25 protein-coding genes are annotated in these 17653 nt (G+C 72.3%); 22 read left to right on the plus strand and 3 right to left on the minus strand.

All coding sequences use genetic code 11. From position 1 onward, the window contains the following. Nucleotides 1-446, plus strand: a 446-nt coding sequence (locus tag HW578_RS06530) for a DUF3489 domain-containing protein (RefSeq protein WP_198369739.1), incomplete at its 5' end; no start/stop codon positions are given. 16 nt (nucleotides 447-462) lie between these two features. Here HW578_RS06530 and HW578_RS06535 read toward each other — a convergent pair. Continuing rightward, a complete protein-coding gene (locus HW578_RS06535; RefSeq protein WP_198369740.1) occupies nucleotides 463-729 on the minus strand; it encodes a hypothetical protein in 267 nt (88 codons plus the stop codon). Between the two features lie 129 nt (nucleotides 730-858). On the opposite strand from HW578_RS06535, the gene HW578_RS06540 reads away from it, so the two are divergent. The 15 genes from HW578_RS06540 (at nucleotide 859) to HW578_RS06610 (ending at nucleotide 12385) form a co-directional block, all read left to right on the plus strand. Then, on the plus strand, nucleotides 859-1374 hold the full coding sequence (locus HW578_RS06540; protein ID WP_198369741.1) for a MerR family transcriptional regulator: 516 nt from the start codon (nucleotides 859-861) through the stop codon (nucleotides 1372-1374). Between the two features lie 4 nt (nucleotides 1375-1378). After that, nucleotides 1379-3322: a phage terminase large subunit family protein gene (locus HW578_RS06545; RefSeq protein ID WP_369407836.1), complete on the plus strand. Its 1944-nt coding sequence runs from the start codon at nucleotides 1379-1381 to the stop codon at nucleotides 3320-3322. 14 nt (nucleotides 3323-3336) lie between these two features. Then, entirely contained in the window at nucleotides 3337-3690 is a 354-nt protein-coding gene (locus HW578_RS06550) for a hypothetical protein (protein WP_198369742.1), read from the plus strand. Further along, complete coding sequence (locus tag HW578_RS06555; RefSeq protein WP_198369743.1) at nucleotides 3687-4292, plus strand: hypothetical protein; 606 nt, start codon at nucleotides 3687-3689, stop codon at nucleotides 4290-4292. Before HW578_RS06550 ends, HW578_RS06555 begins: the two co-directional genes overlap by 4 nt. Beyond that, entirely contained in the window at nucleotides 4292-4528 is a 237-nt protein-coding gene (locus tag HW578_RS06560) for a phage head-tail joining protein (protein ID WP_198369744.1), read from the plus strand. Before HW578_RS06555 ends, HW578_RS06560 begins: the two co-directional genes overlap by 1 nt. Continuing rightward, nucleotides 4525-6012 carry a phage portal protein gene (locus HW578_RS06565; RefSeq protein WP_369407837.1) on the plus strand — a complete coding sequence of 496 codons (1488 nt, stop codon included), beginning with the start codon at nucleotides 4525-4527 and terminating at the stop codon, nucleotides 6010-6012. Before HW578_RS06560 ends, HW578_RS06565 begins: the two co-directional genes overlap by 4 nt. Nucleotides 6013-6014: 2 nt before the next feature. Then, nucleotides 6015-8099 (plus strand): prohead protease/major capsid protein fusion protein, encoded by a 2085-nt coding sequence (locus tag HW578_RS06570; protein WP_198369745.1) that lies wholly within the window; start codon nucleotides 6015-6017, stop codon nucleotides 8097-8099. Nucleotides 8100-8213: 114 nt separating this feature from the next. Then, nucleotides 8214-8564, plus strand: coding sequence for a DUF2190 family protein (locus tag HW578_RS06575; protein ID WP_198369746.1), 351 nt, complete (start codon nucleotides 8214-8216; stop codon nucleotides 8562-8564). Continuing rightward, complete coding sequence (locus tag HW578_RS06580) at nucleotides 8561-9202, plus strand: structural protein (protein ID WP_198369747.1); 642 nt, start codon at nucleotides 8561-8563, stop codon at nucleotides 9200-9202. Before HW578_RS06575 ends, HW578_RS06580 begins: the two co-directional genes overlap by 4 nt. A 165-nt stretch (nucleotides 9203-9367) precedes the next feature. Next, nucleotides 9368-9586, plus strand: coding sequence for a hypothetical protein (locus HW578_RS06585; protein ID WP_198369769.1), 219 nt, complete (start codon nucleotides 9368-9370; stop codon nucleotides 9584-9586). Continuing rightward, a complete protein-coding gene (locus HW578_RS06590; protein WP_198369748.1) occupies nucleotides 9583-9891 on the plus strand; it encodes a head-tail joining protein in 309 nt (102 codons plus the stop codon). The genes HW578_RS06585 and HW578_RS06590 overlap by 4 nt, the downstream gene beginning before the upstream one ends. A gap of 11 nt (nucleotides 9892-9902) precedes the next feature. Continuing rightward, the gene (locus HW578_RS06595) at nucleotides 9903-10226 is read left to right on the plus strand and encodes a phage holin family protein (RefSeq protein ID WP_198369749.1); all 324 of its coding nucleotides are present in this window, start codon (nucleotides 9903-9905) and stop codon (nucleotides 10224-10226) included. Then, nucleotides 10223-10951: a DUF6441 family protein gene (locus tag HW578_RS06600; RefSeq protein ID WP_198369750.1), complete on the plus strand. Its 729-nt coding sequence runs from the start codon at nucleotides 10223-10225 to the stop codon at nucleotides 10949-10951. Before HW578_RS06595 ends, HW578_RS06600 begins: the two co-directional genes overlap by 4 nt. Beyond that, the gene (locus tag HW578_RS06605; RefSeq protein WP_198369751.1) at nucleotides 10948-11394 is read left to right on the plus strand and encodes a hypothetical protein; all 447 of its coding nucleotides are present in this window, start codon (nucleotides 10948-10950) and stop codon (nucleotides 11392-11394) included. Before HW578_RS06600 ends, HW578_RS06605 begins: the two co-directional genes overlap by 4 nt. A 34-nt stretch (nucleotides 11395-11428) precedes the next feature. Beyond that, complete coding sequence (locus tag HW578_RS06610; RefSeq protein WP_198369752.1) at nucleotides 11429-12385, plus strand: phage tail tube protein; 957 nt, start codon at nucleotides 11429-11431, stop codon at nucleotides 12383-12385. A 3-nt stretch (nucleotides 12386-12388) separates the two neighbouring features. Here the strand turns inward: HW578_RS06610 and HW578_RS06615 are convergent, their stop codons facing one another. Continuing rightward, the gene (locus HW578_RS06615; RefSeq protein WP_198369753.1) at nucleotides 12389-12832 is read right to left on the minus strand and encodes a hypothetical protein; all 444 of its coding nucleotides are present in this window, start codon (nucleotides 12830-12832) and stop codon (nucleotides 12389-12391) included. Further along, a complete protein-coding gene (locus HW578_RS06620) occupies nucleotides 12819-13085 on the minus strand; it encodes a type II toxin-antitoxin system Phd/YefM family antitoxin (protein ID WP_198369754.1) in 267 nt (88 codons plus the stop codon). Before HW578_RS06620 ends, HW578_RS06615 begins: the two co-directional genes overlap by 14 nt. 54 nt (nucleotides 13086-13139) lie before the next feature. Here HW578_RS06620 and HW578_RS06625 point away from each other — a divergent pair, with 54 nt between their 5' ends. The 6 genes from HW578_RS06625 to HW578_RS06650 all read left to right on the plus strand — a co-directional run bounded on the left by HW578_RS06625 (nucleotide 13140) and on the right by HW578_RS06650 (nucleotide 17640). Then, a complete protein-coding gene (locus tag HW578_RS06625; RefSeq protein ID WP_198369755.1) occupies nucleotides 13140-13517 on the plus strand; it encodes a hypothetical protein in 378 nt (125 codons plus the stop codon). Nucleotides 13518-13681: 164 nt separating this feature from the next. Next, a complete protein-coding gene (locus tag HW578_RS06630) occupies nucleotides 13682-13831 on the plus strand; it encodes a hypothetical protein (protein WP_198369756.1) in 150 nt (49 codons plus the stop codon). Nucleotide 13832: 1 nt separating this feature from the next. Beyond that, entirely contained in the window at nucleotides 13833-16007 is a 2175-nt protein-coding gene (locus HW578_RS06635) for a tape measure protein (protein ID WP_198369757.1), read from the plus strand. Nucleotides 16008-16022: 15 nt separating this feature from the next. Next, on the plus strand, nucleotides 16023-16712 hold the full coding sequence (locus tag HW578_RS06640) for a hypothetical protein (protein WP_198369758.1): 690 nt from the start codon (nucleotides 16023-16025) through the stop codon (nucleotides 16710-16712). Next, complete coding sequence (locus tag HW578_RS06645; protein ID WP_198369759.1) at nucleotides 16709-17287, plus strand: hypothetical protein; 579 nt, start codon at nucleotides 16709-16711, stop codon at nucleotides 17285-17287. The genes HW578_RS06640 and HW578_RS06645 overlap by 4 nt, the downstream gene beginning before the upstream one ends. Then, nucleotides 17287-17640, plus strand: coding sequence for a DUF6950 family protein (locus HW578_RS06650; protein ID WP_198369760.1), 354 nt, complete (start codon nucleotides 17287-17289; stop codon nucleotides 17638-17640). The genes HW578_RS06645 and HW578_RS06650 overlap by 1 nt, the downstream gene beginning before the upstream one ends. Nucleotides 17641-17653 lie beyond the last annotated feature (13 nt).

A 17653-nucleotide genomic window follows, 5' to 3' on the forward strand; every position in this document is an offset into this window, starting at 1 on the left:
CGCCGCCCGAAGCCGCGCAGGGCGCGCCCACGCGCGCGCCGCGCGCCAGCCTGCGCGACGTCGCCGCGGCGGTGCTGGCCGCCTGGGACGACGAGGCCAATCGAGAGACGGACATCATCGCCGCCCTCGATGGCCCGATGGGGGCCCTCCGCGCCGCCCTCGCCGGCAAGGCGGCCCGCACGCCCCGCGAAGCCGGTGCGCCGCGCAAGCCGCGCGAGGGCACGAAGCAGGAAACGGTGCTGGCGATGCTGCGCCGGGAGGAAGGGGCCACCATTGCCCAGATCTGCGAGGCGACCGGCTGGCAGCAGCACACGGTGCGCGGATTCTTCGTCGGTCTCAAGAAGCGCCAGGGAATCACGGTCGTCGCCGCCGAGCGCATCCGCCAGGTTGGGCCGAACAAGGAAGGCGCGCGCGGCAGCTACACCATCTACAAGATCGAAGGCTGACACCACGGCGATGCAATCAGGGCCCGTCGCGGCGCGGCGGGTCCGCGTATCGTTCCCAGGGCTTCAGCTTGGGCTTGGGCGGATCGAGCGCGAGAAGCAATTCCTCGATCGTCCATGTCTGGCGCTTCGCCGACTTCGCGACGCCAAGCAGCACCTTTCTGGCATCATCGAGGTACAGCTTCACCATGCGGGGCGTACCGCAGCGATGCGCGGCGAGCGCCATCGCCTTCGCGGTCGCCTCGACCATCTGCTCGATGTCCTTCGGTGCGCCTGGTTGCTGCATCGTCGTTGGCCTTCGATGATGATGGCGATCGCGATGATGTTGCACGGCAGGTCAACTGCCGCACGCGGAAAATGGCGCTCAGCGTGCCTTTCGTGATCGACGAATGCGTGCGGCGGGAGGTCCGCCGCCATGCCAGAGTTGACCCCATCTACCCGCGAGGCCGCCCGTCGCCTTGGCGTCAGCGACACCGCCATCCACAAGGCCGAGCGGGCGGGCCGCATCGCCCGCGAGCCGGACGGCCAGTGGGACATCGACAAGACCCGCCGACGCCTCGTGGAGACCGCCGATCCCGTCCGCTCGCCACTCGCCGGAGGTGCTGGTGCCGACGGCACGCCCTTCGCCCGGCTGAAGGTCGCGCAGCTCGCGCTGAAGGTCGAGGCGCAGCGCCTCTCGCTCGACGAAACCAGGCGCCGCCTGGTCGATGTCACTGAGGCGAACGCTGCCCTCGATGAGATCGGCAGCACCATGCGCGACGCGCTGCTGAACTGGCCGGCCCGCGTCTCCGGCCTGATTGCGGCCGAGATCAGCGTCGATCCGCATCTGCTGCAGACCATCCTGCAGAGCCACATCAACGACCTGCTGACGGAGGCGGCCGATCGCTTCGATCCCTCAGGCCTTGGAGGGGATCGGTCTCCGCAGCCGTGAGCATGTGCGCCGTCGCGTCGGCGCCATGCTGCGCCCGCCGCCGCAGCTCACCGTCTCGGAATGGGCCGAGCGGCATCGCATGCTCGGCAGCCGGGCGTCGGCCGAGCCAGGGCCATGGCGCACCAGCCGCACGCCCTATCTGAAGGACGTGATGGATGCGCTGTCGGCAGTGCATCCCGCCCGGCGCGTCGTCTTCATGAAGGGCGCGCAGGTCGGGGCCACGGAAAGCGGCAACAATTGGCTCGGCTACATCATGCACCATGTGCCAGCGCCCGCACTGGCCGTGCAGCCGACCGTGGAACTGGCCAAGCGCTTCTCGCGCCAACGCATCGACCCGCTGCTGGAGGAAACACCCGCGCTCAAGGAGCGGGTCGCTCCGGCGCGTGCGCGGGACAGCGGCAACACCATGCTGTCGAAAGATTTCCCCGGCGGCATCCTGGTGCTGACGGGCGCCAACAGCGCGGTCGGGCTGCGCTCCATGACGGCGCGGTTCCTGTTTCTCGACGAGGTGGACGCCTATCCCGGCGACGTCGCCGGCGAGGGTGACCCCATCGCCCTCGCCGAGGCGCGCGCCCGCACCTTCGGCTGGCGCCGCAAGGCCTTCCTGGTCAGCACGCCCACCATTGCCGGCCGCAGCCGCATCGAGCGCGAATACGCTGCCTCCGACCAGCGGCGGTTCTTCGTGCCATGCCCCGAATGCGGGGAGATGCAGTGGCTGCGATTCGAGCGCCTGCTCTGGGAGAAGGGCGCGCCGGAGACGGTGCGGTATCACTGCATCGCCTGCGACCATCCGATGCAGGAGCACGACAAGACCGCCCTGCTCGGCGGCGGGGAATGGCGTCCCACCGCAGAATCTGCTGATCCGCACACCATCGGCTTCCATATCTCGGCGCTTTACTCGCCCGTGGGCTGGCTCTCCTGGGCGCAGATCGCCCGCGACTGGGAGGCGGCGCAGGGCAAGCCCGAGGACATCAAGACCTTCAAGAACACGGTCCTCGGCGAGACCTGGCAGGAGCAGGGCGAGGCGCCGGATTGGGAGCGCCTGGTCGAGCGCCGCGAGGATTTCGCCATGGGGGTGGTGCCCACCGGCGCGCTGGTCCTCACCGCCGGCGTCGACGTGCAGGACGATCGCCTCGAATGCGACGTCTGGGGTTGGGCGGACGGGTTCTCGTCCTGGCTGGTCGACCACGTGGTGATCCCGGGCAGCCCGCGGGACCGCGAGCCCTGGGACGAACTCGCCCGGGTGCTGGCGCGGGACTGGCCACGCCAGGGCGGTGGCGCCATGCGCATCGCCCGGCTCTGCGTCGATACCGGCGGCCGGGACACCGCCGCCGTCTATGGCCACCTGCGCCGCCTGCGGGATCCGCGCATCGCACCGACCAAGGGCATCGACGGCTGGAACCGGGCGCAACCCGTGCAAGGCCCGACGCCGGTGGACGCACTCGTGAACGGCCAGAAGCTCCGCCGCGGCCTCAAGCTGTGGACCGTCTCGGTCTCGACCTGGAAGGCCGATCTCTATCGCCGGCTCTGGCTTGGCCGCGGCGACGCGGAGGAGCTTCCGCCCGGCTGGGTGCATCTGCCGCGGGCGATCGAGGTGGAATGGGTCAAGCAGCTGGTCGCCGAGCAGCTGCGCACCACGAAGGACCGGCGCGGCTTCGCGCGGCAGGAATGGGCCAAGCTGCGCGAGCGGAACGAGGCGCTGGACTGCGCGGTGCTCGCCCGCGCCGCCCTGTGGCTGCTCGGCGCCGACCGCTACGGCGAGCGCTTCTGGCAGCAGCTGCGGGACCAAATCGCCGATGCCCCGCTGCGGCCGAGCGAGCTTCCCGCCGCCGGGAATGTCACCCACCCACCGGCGTCACCGCAGGCCGAACTGGCGGCGCCGGCAACACCACCCAGCGCCCATCGCCCGCGTGGTTGGCTCGCCCCACGCCAGGGCTGGCTGCGCTGACATTGGAGATCCTGATGACCGCGATCGTCCCGGTGCGCACCAGCATCGCCGCCGGCCAGGCGCTGAGCGGACCCGTCGCCAGCGTCGGCTACGGCGTCTGTCTGCTGCTGCTGCCCGCTGCCTGGACCGACGCCCCGCTCACCCTGCAGGGCTCGCTCGACGAGGGCGAGCCATCGGGCTGGGCGGACCTTTACGACCACCTCGGCAATGAGGTGGTGCTGACGGTCGCCGCCGGCCGCGCGCTCACCCTACCGCCGACGCTGCTGCTTGGCTGGCGCTGGCTGCGGCTGCGATCGGGCCTCGCCGCCGCGCCAGTGAACCAGGCCGCGGAGCGCCTTCTCACCCTCGGCATCCGGCCCCTCGCATGACCGCGCTGTTCCAGCACTACCTGCCGCCGGCGTCGGCGATGCTGCCCTACGTGTCGGGGCGGTTCTATGCCTCGCAGCATGCGCGCGCCGTCGGCGGCGCCGTCGCGATGACGGCGAACCGGCTCTTTTGCGTGCCCTACGTGCTGGCGCGTCCCGGGCTGTTCTCGGCCATGGCGGTCAGCGTGACGACCGGCGCAGCGGGCGTCCTGCGCATGGCCTTGGCTGCCGACGATGGCACTGGGCATCCCGGGCGCCTCGTCGAAGAGCCGACAGCGGACGCCGACACCACCTCTGCCGGCAATGCGCTCTGCGCCTTTGCGCAGCCGCGCTGGATCCCCGTCGGGATCTGGTGGCTGCTGTTCTGCTTTTCCGGCACGCCCTCGGTGCGCGGCACCAGCACGCAGGCGTTCAGCGGCGGGAACACGCTGTTGCTTGGCTCGGCCTCTGCCGATGGCGGTGCCGGTGGCGGCACCGGCAGCGAGAACGGGTTCTTCGCGGCGCTGACCCACCAGGCTGGCCTGCCGATCATGGCGAACCCGCCGAGTGGGTTGTCCTATCTCGTGAACGCCGCAGCACCCTTGCCGACGCTGAGGGCCGCGTGATGGATCCCGCTGTCCTCGCCTGGGCCTTGGCGCAGCCAGCAGGCAGCCGCGCCGCCACTCTCGCGGCCGCCTACACCGGCGGCACCACGCGCGTGACTTTCGACGGCCGGACCGTGGAATACCGCAGCCTCGATGAGCTCGGCCGCGCACTGGCCGCGCTCAATGGTGCCGAGAACAGCGCGGCGCGGAGGCCTTCAATGACACTTGCGAGCTTCACGCGCGGAGGTGGTGCGTGATCGATCGTTTGCCCCGCCGCGTCCGTGACGCCTGGGCGGTGCTGCGGGGGTACGCGGCTGCGCAGGACCACCGGGCTTCGGCCTGGGCGCCCTCCGGCGGCAGCGCCAATGCCGAGATCGGCGTGGCGGCGACCACCGTGGCGCGGCGGGCCCGCGATGCCGTGCGCAACGATCCCTATGCCAGCCGCATCGTCGACCTGTGGACTGGCAATGCGGTCGGCGCGGGCATCACCACGCGATGGCCCGACACCGCGCATAGCCGGGCGTGGCAGCGCTGGGCGGAGAGCACCGCCTGCGATGCGGAGGGGCGGCTCGACCTCTATGGCCTGCAAGCACTGGTGATGCGGGCGGTGGTCGAGAGCGGCGAATGCTTCGTGCGCTTCCTGCTGGTGCCGCCGTCGCCCGCTAACCCGATCGGCCTCAGGCTGCAGGTGCTGGAGGCGGATCACCTCGACACCGCGCGCAACGGTATGGTGGACGGCGCCCCGACCATCCAAGGCATCGCCCTCGGCGAGGCCGGGGAACCGATCGGCTACTGGCTGCACCGGGTGCATCCCGGCGCCGCCTGGATCCTGCCCGGAGCGACCTGGCAGAACAGCCAGCGCATCCCCTCGGCGGAGGTGCTGCACGTCTACCGCAAGCGTCGCCCCGGCCAGTTGCGCGACGTCTCCTGGCTCGCCCCAGTGCTGCTCCGGCTGCGTGATCTCGGCGACTACGAGGCGGCCCTGCTGATGAAGGCCAAGATCGAGGCCTGCCTTGCCGCCGTCGTCACCGAGGAGGGCGATGAGGCCCTGACCGGCACCGCCGCCGGCCTGCTGCGGGATGCACAGGGCCGTACGGTCGAGAGCTTCGAGCCGGGGATGATCCTCTATCGCCGCGGCATGGGCAGCGTGGAGGTGGTGAACCCCTCCGGCGGCGGATCGCACGCCGCCTTCGCCCGCCGCGCGCTCGAGGCCGCCGCGGTCGGCGCCGGCCTGACCTATGACCAGGTCTCCGGCGACCTCACCCAGGCGAACTACTCCTCGCTGCGCGCCGGCAAGATCGAGTTCCGCCGGCTCTGCGAGCAGGTGCAGTACGGCATGCTCATCCCGATGCTGGTGCGGCCCATCGCGGAGCGCTTCCACGCCCAGGGCGCGCTGTTGGGCCTCTGGAGGGCGGACATGCCGGACGGCGTCAGCCACGTCCCGCCAGCGCATGAGATGATCGATCCGCTGAAGGACACCACGGCGCTGATCGCCCAGGTACGCGCCGGCTTTGTGCCGCAACCCGAGGCGGCGGGCGCCTTCGGCTACGACTTCCGCGCGGCGGTGGAGATGATCCGTGAGGCGAACGCGCTGCTGGACGAGGCCGGCCTCGCGCTCGACACCGATCCGCGCCGCGTCGCGAAGTCCGGCTCTGCCCAGGACGCCGCGCAGATGGCTGCCGTCGAGATCGCCGCGACCGGTGCCGCGGCGCCGCAGCGCGAGACCCCAGCACAAGGCTGACCATGACCGAACCGATCGAACCGGGCGGCAGCGATGCCGCGCCGGAGCCGGCTGCTGCGCCCCCCGCGGCGGACGTTCCGCTCGTGGCGCAGCGCGCGATCACCGCGCCCGCCACCGTGGATCGTGCCGCCCGCACCGTCGAGGTGGTGTGGAGCACCGGCGCCCGCGCCCGCAACTTCGTCCCCGCCCTCGGCCTGATCACCGAGGAGTTGGAGATGTCACCGAACGCGGTGCGCATGGAGGCGCTGCGCTCCGGCCGCGCCCCGGTGCTCGACACCCATCGCCGCGGCGGCGCGCGCGATGTGCTCGGCCGCGTCACCGCTGCCCGCCTCGAGCGCGGTCGCGGCTACGCCACGCTGCAGTTCAGCACCGCGGCTGACGTCGAGCCGGTCTGGCAGCGCATCGCTGACGGCACGCTGCGCGCCGTCAGCGTCGGCTATCGCGTGCACCGCTACGAGCCGCGGCCCGATGCCGCCACCGGCGAGACCGTCCACCGCGCGGTGGATTGGGAGCCCTTCGAGATCTCCGTCGTGCCGGTCCCGGTGGATCGGGATGCCGCAGTGCGTGGTGAAGCGCCGCAGGGCGCGCCCGCCATCGCGATCGAACCCGCCCTGCCTGACGAGGACACCACCATGCCCGAGACGACGCCGGCCGAGCCGGCTGCTGCCCCGTCGGCGCCGCCCTCCGCCGCGCCGTCCACCCCGCCCCAGGAGACGCCCGTGACCACCACGCCCGAGCCCACCCGCGCCGCGCCGGATCTCGACGCGGTCCGAGCCGAGGCGCAGCGCGCCGAGCGCGAGCGCATCGCCGGCATCGACGCCGCGGTCGAGGCGGCCCGCGCGCTGCTGCCGTCCGAGCGCATCACCCCGATCCGAGCCGAGGCCATCGCCCAGGGTTGGACCGGCGACCAGGCCCGCCGTGCCCTGTTCGACGCCCTGGTGACGCAGGGGCCGCGGCCGTCCATTCCCGCCCGCCCGGAGACCGGCCCCGCCCACGACGACCCGGCACAAATCCTCGACGCCATGGCCGAGGCGCTCGCCGCCCGCGCCATGCCCGGCTACCAGCCCCAGGGGGAGAATGGTCGCTCCGGCCGGCACGCCGAGTTCATGGGCTGGCGTCCCTCCGACATGATCGGCGAGCTGTTGCGCGCCCGCGGCGAGCGGAGCGTGCCCCGCAACCCCACGCTCCTCGCCGAGCGCGCCTTCCACACCAGTTCCGACTTCCCGCTACTGCTCGCGGCCGCGGCCAACAAGATGCTGATCGCCGCCTACCAGCCCGCGCAGCCGACCTACCGGCAGATCTTCCTCCGGCGCGACTTCCGCGACTTCAAGCCGCACCGGCACCTGCGCATCGGCGACTTCCCGACCCTGCTGCCGCTCGCCGAGAATGGCGAGATCCAGGTTGGCACCATGTCCGAGAGCCAGGAGATCGTGCTGCTGCAGACCTTCGCGCGGCGCATCCGCGTCACGCGGCCGATGCTGGTCAACGACGATCTCGGCGCCTTCACCGACTTCGCCGCCGCGATCGGCCGCCGCGTCGCCGAGTTCGAGAACGCCACCGCATACCAGTTGGTGAACTCGGCCAATGGTGACGGTCCGACGCTGACCACCGGCAGCGCCCCCGTGTTCGCCACCGGCGCGGCGCGGGCCAACAAGGCGAGCACCGGCACGGTGCTCGATACCTCGACCATCGGCGCTGGCCGCACCGCCATCATGAAGCAGCGCACCCTGGACGGGCTGCCGATCTCGATGGGCCAGGCCATGCGCCTGCTGGTCGGACCGAACCTCGAGCTCGCCGCGCGGCAGGCGACGGTGGTGGTGCAGGCGAGCGAGATCGGCAAGGCGAACGTCTTTGCCGGCTTCGTGCAGCCGGTGATCGAGCCGCTGATCCAGGCGAACCGCTGGTACCTGTTCTCCGACCCTGTCGCGGCGCCCGTCTACGTCTACGGCTACCTCAACGGCGCCGAGGGACCGCAGGTCACCACGGGCCCCGTGCAGGGCGCCGACGGCGTCGAGGTCAGCGTGATCTTCGACTTCGGCGTCGGCGCCATCGACTGGCGCGGGGCCTGGTTCAACCCAGGGACCTGATCCTTCCCACCACCACAGCAGCTTCGTCGAGGGCGCCCGTCCCCCGGGTCCCCAGCCAAGCATCCGCTTGGCTGGGTGGGGTGGGGCGCCTTCGGCGTTTCAGGAGACCCTCCCATGCGCAACTGCATCCGTCCCGACGCGCGCTCCATCCCGATGGTCGTGCCCTATGCCGGCGGCATCCTCTCTGGCCAGGGCATGCTGGTCGGCGCCTTCTTCGGGGTGGCGGCGTCAGACGCCGCCCAGAACGCCAGCGTCGACTGCGAGACCCGCGGCGAGTTCGAACTGACGAAGGAGCCCGCGCTCGCCATCAGCCAAGGCGCGCGGGTGTTCTGGGACAACACCAACCGCCGCGTCACCACCACCGCGACCGGCAACTATCAGGTCGGCCTCTGCACCGTCGCGGCGTTGGCGGCCGATGCCACGGTCCGGGTGATGCTGGTCCGCGTGCCGGCGAGCGGCGCATGAGCCGCATCGACCCCAAGGCCACGCGGGGCTATCGCAACCGCAACCCCGGCAATATCGAGCATGTCCCCGCCAACAAATGGCAGGGCCTCGCCGATCCGCCCTCGGACGGTCGATTCTGCCGGTTCGTGAGTCACGAGCATGGCATCCGCGCCCTGGCGGCCCTGCTCACCACCTACCAGGACCGCCACGGCCTGCGGACGGTGTGCGGCATCATCGACCGCTGGGCACCACCCGGGGAGAACGACACCGGCGCCTATGTCGCGGTGGTGGCGCGGCGCATGGGTGTGGGCGCCGACGAGCCGGTCGACCTGCACCGGCACGGCCAGATCCGTCCGATGGTCGAGGCCATCATCGCCCATGAATGCGGCGGGCTGGCCTACCCGACCGCCGTCATCGATCGCGCGCTGACCCTGGCCGGCGTGCCGCCGCCCGCGCCGGAGACGCTGCGTCAGGTCGCCACCACCACCGGCACGGGCCGCGGAGCCATGGCCGTCGGTGCGGCCGGCATGGCGACCGTCGCCGCCCAGGCGGCACCCGCCATCCAGGCGCTCGGCGGCCTGGCGCCGATGGTCGCCATCGCGGTGATCCTCGCCGCCATCCTCGGCGTCCTGCTTTGGCGCCTGCGGCAGCCAGCATGACCGCGCTGTTCGCCGCCCTGTGGTCCCGCATGGGCGGCTGGGTCGCGGCCGTCCTCGCAGGAGCTGGTGCGGTCCTGGCCCTGCTGGCCGTCGGCCGACGGCAGGGTCGCGCCGAGGCGGAACGACAGGTGGCGCAGGACAGCCTCGAGGCCAGGGAGAGAGCCGATGCGGCATCTGCCGAGTATCGCGCTGATGGCGCTGCTGGGCGCCTGCGCTCCGGTCGGTTCTGAACCGGCCTGCTTCGCGCTGGTGCCGTACTCCCATGCCGCGCAGGTGCAGGCGGCGGAGGAACTGGCGGCGCTGCCTGCCGGCACGGTGCTGGTGCGCATGATCGACGACTATGGCGACCTGCGCGCGCGGATCCGCGGAGCCTGCGGGCGATGAGCGCCTTCGCCGACGCGATGGGGGCGCTGGTCGCCGATCCGAACCTCGGGGTCGAGGCTGTCTATCGGCAGGGCGGCACTGGCGCGCCCATCGCGGTCAGGGTGCTGCGGTCCTCCCCCGACCGCGTCGCCGATGCCTTCGGCACCGAGATCCTCTCCGCCACCGACATCCTCTCCGTCGCCATTGCCACGCTGCCTGACCTCGCCGCCGGCGACAGCTTCGCCCTCGGTCCTGACCTGCTCACCGTCACCCACGCCGAGCGCGACGCCTCCGGCACCGCCTGGCGTGTCCTCTGCCAGCGATAGGAGTCACCGCCATGCCGCAGAATGCCCTGACCCTGCTGGAGATCTTGCGCGACCTATTGCTGGGCGCAGCGGCGGGCCTCGCCGGCGGTTTCGTGCGCTGGAACAACCCGGAACGCCGGCGCCTCGGTTGGTGCCTCGCCTGGGAGGTGCCCTCCGCTGCCCTGGTCGGCAGCGCCGGCTATGCGCTCGGGGGCTTCCTCGAGCTCAATGAATACGGCCGGTTCCTCTTCGCCTTCGTGTTCGGCTACCTCGGCCAGGCCGCGCTGCACGACCTCGCCGTCGCGATCATCCGCCACCGCACCGGCCTGCCGCCGCGCGATGGCAGCACCTCGTGAGGCTGGCTGCCCGCATCGTCGGTGACCTGCGGCAGGTGCTCGCCGCCGAGGTGCGCGCGGGTGAGCGCGCGGCGATGACGGCGATCCGCGCCGAGACCGAGCAGGTCAAGGGCGAGCTGCGGCGGCAGGTGACCAGCAGCTTCGGCGGCAATGCGCGGGGCATCGCCAATGCCTGGCGCTCGCAGGTCTTCCCCCGCTCGGGCCAGTCGCTGCGCCCGGCCGGCCTGGTCTGGACCAAGGTGCCGAACGTGATCGATGCTTTCGAGCGCGGGGCGCTGATTCGCGCCAAGGGTGGCGGGAAGTTCCTCGCCATCCCGACTGGCTTCAACGCGGCGCGGGGACGCCGCGGTCGTGGCGAGAAAGGCATGCGGGTGACGCCGGCGCAGATGGTCGCCTCCGGCCAGGGCTTCCTGCGGCCGTTCCAGTCGGGCCGAGGCTTCGTCTGGTGCCTGCCGCTGCGTCAGGGCGAGCAGACCGGTCGGCGTCGCCGCACCCGTCTCGTGGCCGGCGGGCTCGCCGAGATCGGCACCGGCAACCGCAAGGGACGTGAGGCCTGGGCCCGCGGCATGCTCGCCCGCGGCATGGTGCCGATGTTCCTGCTGCTGCCGCAGGTGAAGCTCGCCAAGCGACTGGACGTGAAGGGCGCCGCCGAGCGGGGCCTCCGCCGGCTGCCCGGACGGTTCGTCGCGGCCTGGGAGCGTGAGAGCGGGAGGGCGGCAGCATGAGTATGCGCGAGGCCGCCATCGCGGCGTTGCACGGCCGGCTCGCCATATCCCTGGCAGGAAGGCATCCGGCCCCGCTGGTCCTGCGCGGCGAGACCGTGCCGCAGCGCCTGCCGCCGGGCGGGCTGGTCGTCATCCGCGACGGCGAGACCGTGGAGGAGACCGCGATCCTCTCGCCGCTCGCCTGGGCGATCGAGCATCGCGCCGAGATCGAGGTCACCGTCGCCGGCGCGACGCCGGCAGCGCGCAGCGCCCAGCTCGATGCGCTGCTGGTGGCCATCGCCGCCGCCATCAATACTGACCGCATGCTCGGCGGCGCGGTGGAATGGACGCAGCCCGGTGCGCCCGGCTTCGAGGATGTCGAGGTCGAGGGTGCCGCCGCCGCGCGCGCGGCCTCGGTCCCCGTCACGCTGTTCTTCACCGTCGCCGGCTCGCCGCTGGCCTGACGCTTCTCCCTCCCGCTGATCCCGGAGACCCCCGATGCCCCGTGCCATCGGCGCCAATTGCCGCCTGCTCATGATCCCCGAGGCGACCTACGGCACCGCGCCGGCGGGCGACTGGATGCGCCTGCCGTTCCTCTCCTGCGACCTCGGTGCCGAGCAGCCGCTGCTTGATGCCGACGTCATCGGCGTCGGCAGCAGCCGGGATCCCGCCGCACCCTTCCTCGACACCGTCACCGTGCAGGGCCAGGCGGTTGTCCCGGTGGACCTCGTCAACATCGGCCACTGGCTGCGCCTGCTGCTCGGCCCGCCCACCACCACCGGCACCAGCCCGAATCTCATCCATAGCTTCGGCTCCGGCGCCGCGGCGCTGCCGTCCAACAGCATCGAGATCGGCTACCCCGACGTGCCGAACTACGATCTCTGCACCGGCGTGCGCGCCGATACGCTGGAGATCGACTTCTCGCCGACCGGCCCGGCCACCGCGACCTTCGGGCTGATGGGGCAGGGCTCGACGCGCGGCGCCTCGAGCTCGGGCGGCACGCCGACCAGCGCCGCCTACACGGCCTTCAACAAAGCGCAGGGGGCGATCAGCCGGAATGGCTCCGCGCTGGCCCAGGTGACCGGGGCGCGGCTGACCTACGCTAATGGCATGGAGATGGTCCGCACCATCCGCGCCGACCGGAAGGTGGAGGGCGTGGATCCCGGCATCGCGCGCGCCACAGGCCAGATTACCGCGCGCTTCGCCGACACCACGCTGCTGACCCAGGCGCAGGACAACGCGCCGGCGGAGTTCGCCTTCAGCTACACAATCGATGCCAACCGCAGCCTCACCTTCACGCTGCACGACGTCTATCTGGCGTTGGCCAAGACGCCGGTCGAAGGACCCGGCGGCGTCGAGGCCAGCTTCGAGTTCCGCGCGGCCTTCAACGCCACGGCGACGCGGATGATGACGGCCGTGCTGAAGAACCAGCAAGCCGCAGCCGGGTACGCGTGACGGCTATTCCGTGCGCCGTATCGTTCGCGCGCCTTTCCGGGCGCGCCACGCTGCAAAGGCCTGCCGGATCGTCGCCATCAGCGCATGCGGCAGGCTGCCGTAGACGAAGCCATTCTCGCCCGCTTCAGGGCGACGGAGATCCGGCCCCGGCCAGGCAAAGACGTTTGCCTCCGTCACCACCACCCAGCACGGCTCCGATTGCAGCCCGAGCCGCGCCCGGGTGGCAGCCGGGATCTCGACACCGGCTCCCTCCTCGACGGGAGCCGTCGAGGTGATGGGGAAGACCACCACTTCGTCACGACCGTTCTCGCCGCGGAGCAGGGCGACGACGGCCGCCGGCCGATCCTTGCTGCCCTCTTCGCGACCGGCCGCGTGCTCGTGGCTCCACAGATACGCGTAACGGATCACATCGCCGATAACCGGCAGCGTCGGCTTATCGGACCTCATGATCGAACCGCTTGCTCTCCTCCGGCGGTTCGGCCTTCAGGATCGCCTCGGCCAGATCCTGCGGCATGTCCTCGCTGCGCATCACCTCGCGGTCGCGGCGCTTGAGGCGCTCATATTCCTCGATGGAGAGCAGCACGGTGCGCGGCCGCCCGTTCCGGGTGATGGCGACCGGCTGGGTGAGAGCCTTGTCCTGATAGAGGCCGAAGTTCCGCTGCGCCTCGGCCGCCGGGACCTTGAGCATGGGCTCGGTCATCGGGGATCTCCTTGGTTTCTGCAAAATACATAACCCATGGAGGGGTAAATTTCCATGCTCACCCTCGACCTCCCGGCCGAGCCGTACTGGCTCGACCTGCCGCGCGGCGTGCGCGTCGAGATCCGCCCGGTGACCACCGCAGTCATGGCCGCGGCACAGGCCGCCGCCGCCCGCCGTCTCGCCGCGATCCGCATCGCGGATCCGGACCTCGACCCCGACATGTCGCGCGGCCTTTCCTTCGCCTTCCTGGTCAAGGCGCTCGCCCGCCACGCGGTGACAGCCTGGGAGGGCGTCGGCGACAGTGCGGGCAAGCCACTGCCGCTCTCCCCCGAGGCGGTCGAGCGGCTGATGGACCTCGATGACGTCGCTGCGGCCTTCTGGGACCGGGCCACCGCCCCCGTCGCCACGGTGGCCGTCGAGGGAAACGGCTGAGGGCCCGCGCCGCCTGGCATTTCGGCCGCGGGCCCGACTACTGCCGCGGCTGCGCTGCTCTCGCGCGCGACTGCGCCGACGCCTGCCCCTACGCTGCGCAGGCCCCGACCAGCCTCGAGGGCCACGCCTGCTGGGCTGCGGGGACCGCCTGCGCCGAGGCGTCGATGGCCGGACTGACGCTCGACACCGCCGGCGCGCTCGCCGCGGCGCGCGACATGGGCGCCACCGGTTGGGCCGCCACCGAATTGCTGCTCGCCATCCGCATCGGCATGGCCGAGGGCAGCGCCACCCGCCGCGAGGGGGAGACGACCTGACATGGCCGATGCCACCCGCCGCGTCTCGGTCCGCCTCTCGCTGGACGATGCTGCCCGGGTCAAGGCCGGCCTACGCGACGTCGGCGAGACCGGCCAGCGCTCCCTCGACCAGATCAAGGGCGGCGCCGAGCGCGCCTCCCGCTCGCTGGAGCTGCTCGACGTCGCCGTGCGGGGGATCCAGCTTGCCGGTGTGGCGGTGGCGGCGCGCGCGCTGGTCCAGGCCGGCGATGCGCTGACGCAGAGCCTCTCCCGCCTGCAGAGCGCCACCGGCTCGGTCGAGCGCGCCGGGCAGGTCTACGAGGCGCTCTACCGCAACGCGCTGTCCACCGGCGTCGCCGTCTCCGAGAGCGTCGACGCCTTCCAGCGCTTCTCGATCGCCGCGCGGGAGATTGGCGCTACCTCCGACCAGGTGGTCCGCCTGGTCGGTGGCCTGCAGCGCGTCGCCATCGTCTCCGGCGCGTCGACGCAGGAGATCTCCTCCGCCACGCTGCAGCTCGCCCAGGCGCTGGCCTCGGGGGTGCTGCAGGGCGACGAGCTGCGCTCCATCCTCGAGGCCATGCCGCTGCTGGCCGAGGGCCTGGCCAAGGAACTCGGCGTCTCCATCGGCGAACTGCGCAAGCTCGGCTCCGAGGGCAAGCTGACCGCCGAGCGGGTCTTTCCGGCGCTGCTGCGCGCGACCGAACGCCTCGGCGCCGAGCTTGACCGCGCGCCGCTCTCGCTCGGCCGTGCCTTTAGCCAGCTGACGGCGGCGACGGAAAACTTCCTCGGCCAGCTCGACCGCGCCATCGGCCTCTCCAACGCCCTGGCCCGCGCGCTCTCGGCCGCGGCGCGCGCGGTGGACGGCGTCCGCCAGGGCGCGGGTCTGCTCAGCGAGGAGGAACGCTTCGCCGGCATGCGCCGCCAGGCCGAGGCGCTGGCGGCGCAGATCGCCAGGCTGGAAAGCCAGCAGGACGGCCGCGCCAGCCTCAGCGCCCCGGTCCGCCGCGGCAGCATCCGTCCCGGCCTGCTCGGCACCGCCGAGCAGCAGGCCGGGGTCGATCGCACCGCCCGGCTGGAGGAGCTGCGCCGGCAGTACACGGAGCTCCAGGCCGAGATCACCCGCGGCGAGCAGGCCGCCGGGGAGCGCCAGCGCAGCGAGCAGGAGAGCGCCGCCACTGCCGCGGCCGATGCCCGCCGGCGCCGGGCGACGCAGGACGTGCAGGAGCTCACCCGCGACCTCGACGACCGCTTCCGGATCAACCGGGAATACGAGGAGCGCGTCCGCCGCCTGCGCGAGGCCGAGGCTGCCGGGGGCGTCACTGCCGCCGAGCGCACCCGCCTCGAGACCCTCGCCTTGCAGGAGCGCGACGAGGCGCTCCGTCGGCTGGAGCCGCGCGTCGCCGCCGTCCGCCGCGCCAGCACCGAGGGCGCGCGGGAGGCGCGCGAGGCGGAGCGCGAGCTCAATGAGCTACTGCGCGAGCGCGAGCGGCTGATCCAGCAGAACGAGACCGCCTATGAGCGCTACCAGCGTCGGATGGCCACCCTGTCCACCCTTGTGGAGCGGGCGGAACGGGCCGGCCGGGCGGTGCCCGACGAGACCATCCAGCGCGAGGCGATCGCGGCGATGGAGGAGCTGGAACGTGCCGAGCGCCGTGTCGAGGAGGGGGCGTCGCGCACCTCCGACACCGTCCGCGAGTTGGGCCTGACGTTCTCCAGCGCCTTCGAGGACGCCATCGTCAAGGGCGAGAAGTTCTCCTCCGTGCTGGAGGGGCTGCTGCAGGACATCACCCGCATCCTCGCCCGCAAGGTCGTCACCGAGCCGCTCGGCAACGCCGTCTCCGCCGGCCTGTCGGGGATCTCCTTCGACAGCCTGTTCACGGATGTCGGCTCCTGGCTGGGCGGGCTGTTCCGCGCCGAGGGCGGGCCGGTCGCGGCGGGACAGCCCTATGTCGTCGGCGAGCGGGGCCCCGAATGGTTCGTGCCACGCCAGGCCGGGACGGTGCTCCCCAACGGTGTGGTGCCGGGCGGCGGCGGCCCCACGATCCACACCAGCATCACCATCGACGCCCGCGGCGCCGATGCCGGCGTCGAGGCCCGGCTGCGGCTGCTGGCCGGGCAGATCGCCCGCCAGGCCTCGGCGATGACGCTGGACGCGATCCGCCGCGGTGGGGCGGCCTACGACACGGTGCGCGGGTAGCGGGGAGAGGTCGGCATGACCGAATACGCCTGGCCCGCCGCGCTGCGGCCGTCGCGGCTGAGCTTCTACCTGCAGCACAACACGCTGCGCTTCGTCTCGCCGGTCAGCCGCGCCACCCAGGTGCTGCGCCGCGATGGGGCGCGCTGGATCGCCGAGGCCAGCTTCGATCCTCTCAACCGCACTCAGGCCGGCGTGCTGGAGGGGTTGCTCGCGGCGCTGGCAGGCTCTGCCAACACGGTCCGCATCTGGGACTGGCGGCGGGAGTACCGCACCGGCGATCCGCGCAGCCAGGGCGAGGTGCCTTCGGGACCCTACTCCTTCTCCGACGCCACCATCTTCACCGATGGGACGGGGATGGTGGTGGGCAGCGGCATGCCGTCGCTCGCCGCCGGTGCCGCGCGCGGTGCTCTCGCCCTGCAAACGCAGGGCTGGTGGCCGAACGCGGTGGCGGTCGGCGCGGGGGACCATATCGGCCTCGCCGGTCGGCTCTACATGGCGACCGAGACGGTCACGGCCTCCGGCGCCGGCACGGCGACCATCCCGATCGCCCCGCCGCTGCGCGCCGCCGCCTCGCTGGCCGAGCCGCTGGTGCTGACCACGCCGACCGTGGCCATGCGCCTCGCCTCCGATGACGAGGGGGCCAACCCCACCCGGCCGGGGCGCTTCACCGCGATCACCATCCGCCTCGAGGAAGCTTTGCCATGACCGACGGCGTCGCCGCCACGCCGCGGCTGTCGCCCCAGGCCGCCGCCGCCGCCACCGCGCCGGTCGCCACCCCGGTGGTTCTGGTCGAGCTCGACTTCGCCTCCGGCCCGATCCGCGCCTGGACCGGCCTCGGGCCGCTCAGTTGGGCGGGGACAGTCTACGAGGGTATGGGCACCATCGGCGCCGTCTCCGACATCGAGGAGACCGCCGAGCTGCGCGCGGTGCGCATCACCCTGACCCTATCGCCTGTGCCGCAGGAGGTGGTCGACATCGCGCTCGCCGAGCAGTCCTTTCGCCTCCGCCCGGCGCGGCTGTGGGGCGCGCTGCTCGATGCCGAGGGCGCCTTTGTCGCCGATCCATTCCCGCTCTGGGCCGGGCTGATGGACACCATGCAGGTGGTGGACGGGGCGGAACCGCGCATCTCGCTCACCTGCGAGAGCCGCCTCGTCGACCTCGAGCGCGCCGAGGTGCGGCGCTACACCGATGCCGACCAGCAGGCCGAGTATCCGGGCGACCGCTTCTTCGAGTTCGTCCCCGCCCTGCAGGAGGCGGAGATCCGGCTGCCGGCCAGCTGATGGCCCGGCTCCCGGAGTGGCACGCGCGGCTAGCAGCGCTGCTGGCCGCGGTGGAGACGCGTCCCTTCGATGCGTATCGCTGGAACTGCGGGCGGTTTGCCCTGGCAGCAGTGATGGCCACCACCGGGCGCCGGCCGGCGTGGCGCAGCCTGCCGACGTTGGAGGCCACGGCCGACAGCGCTGGCTTCCCGCGCATCCCGCCGGCCTTCGCCCGCACCGGCGACGTGGTCCTCGCCGGCGAGCCACCGCGCCTCGGCGTGGTGGTCGACGGGGGCCGCGCCGCCTTCGTCGGGCCCCGCGGCCTGATCCGCGTGCCCCTCACCACCAGCACCACGGCCTGGCGCATCGACTGACATCTCGGAGGAC

The organism is Roseomonas rosulenta (assembly GCF_016106005.1).
GTDB classification, from domain to species: Bacteria; Pseudomonadota; Alphaproteobacteria; order Acetobacterales; family Acetobacteraceae; genus Neoroseomonas; species Neoroseomonas rosulenta.

What these genes read in the sequence shown, in the direction of transcription:
- HW578_RS06620 (WP_198369754.1), bottom strand. Translation starts at nt 13,085, where the DNA reads ATGACCGAGCCCATGCTCAAGGTCCCGGCGGCCGAGGCGCAGCGGAAC.
- HW578_RS06645 (WP_198369759.1), top strand. Translation starts at nt 16,709, where the DNA reads ATGACCGACGGCGTCGCCGCCACGCCGCGGCTGTCGCCCCAGGCCGCC.
- HW578_RS06635 (WP_198369757.1), top strand. Translation starts at nt 13,833, where the DNA reads ATGGCCGATGCCACCCGCCGCGTCTCGGTCCGCCTCTCGCTGGACGAT.
- HW578_RS06595 (WP_198369749.1), top strand. Translation starts at nt 9,903, where the DNA reads ATGCCGCAGAATGCCCTGACCCTGCTGGAGATCTTGCGCGACCTATTG.
- HW578_RS06625 (WP_198369755.1), top strand. Translation starts at nt 13,140, where the DNA reads ATGCTCACCCTCGACCTCCCGGCCGAGCCGTACTGGCTCGACCTGCCG.
- HW578_RS06650 (WP_198369760.1), top strand. Translation starts at nt 17,287, where the DNA reads ATGGCCCGGCTCCCGGAGTGGCACGCGCGGCTAGCAGCGCTGCTGGCC.
- HW578_RS06575 (WP_198369746.1), top strand. Translation starts at nt 8,214, where the DNA reads ATGCGCAACTGCATCCGTCCCGACGCGCGCTCCATCCCGATGGTCGTG.
- HW578_RS06540 (WP_198369741.1), top strand. Translation starts at nt 859, where the DNA reads ATGCCAGAGTTGACCCCATCTACCCGCGAGGCCGCCCGTCGCCTTGGC.
- HW578_RS06555 (WP_198369743.1), top strand. Translation starts at nt 3,687, where the DNA reads ATGACCGCGCTGTTCCAGCACTACCTGCCGCCGGCGTCGGCGATGCTG.
- HW578_RS06615 (WP_198369753.1), bottom strand. Translation starts at nt 12,832, where the DNA reads ATGAGGTCCGATAAGCCGACGCTGCCGGTTATCGGCGATGTGATCCGT.
- HW578_RS06570 (WP_198369745.1), top strand. Translation starts at nt 6,015, where the DNA reads ATGACCGAACCGATCGAACCGGGCGGCAGCGATGCCGCGCCGGAGCCG.
- HW578_RS06605 (WP_198369751.1), top strand. Translation starts at nt 10,948, where the DNA reads ATGAGTATGCGCGAGGCCGCCATCGCGGCGTTGCACGGCCGGCTCGCC.
- HW578_RS06590 (WP_198369748.1), top strand. Translation starts at nt 9,583, where the DNA reads ATGAGCGCCTTCGCCGACGCGATGGGGGCGCTGGTCGCCGATCCGAAC.
- HW578_RS06640 (WP_198369758.1), top strand. Translation starts at nt 16,023, where the DNA reads ATGACCGAATACGCCTGGCCCGCCGCGCTGCGGCCGTCGCGGCTGAGC.
- HW578_RS06550 (WP_198369742.1), top strand. Translation starts at nt 3,337, where the DNA reads ATGACCGCGATCGTCCCGGTGCGCACCAGCATCGCCGCCGGCCAGGCG.
- HW578_RS06535 (WP_198369740.1), bottom strand. Translation starts at nt 729, where the DNA reads ATGCAGCAACCAGGCGCACCGAAGGACATCGAGCAGATGGTCGAGGCG.
- HW578_RS06560 (WP_198369744.1), top strand. Translation starts at nt 4,292, where the DNA reads ATGGATCCCGCTGTCCTCGCCTGGGCCTTGGCGCAGCCAGCAGGCAGC.
- HW578_RS06630 (WP_198369756.1), top strand. Translation starts at nt 13,682, where the DNA reads ATGGCCGGACTGACGCTCGACACCGCCGGCGCGCTCGCCGCGGCGCGC.
- HW578_RS06610 (WP_198369752.1), top strand. Translation starts at nt 11,429, where the DNA reads ATGCCCCGTGCCATCGGCGCCAATTGCCGCCTGCTCATGATCCCCGAG.
- HW578_RS06580 (WP_198369747.1), top strand. Translation starts at nt 8,561, where the DNA reads ATGAGCCGCATCGACCCCAAGGCCACGCGGGGCTATCGCAACCGCAAC.
- HW578_RS06585 (WP_198369769.1), top strand. Translation starts at nt 9,368, where the DNA reads ATGCGGCATCTGCCGAGTATCGCGCTGATGGCGCTGCTGGGCGCCTGC.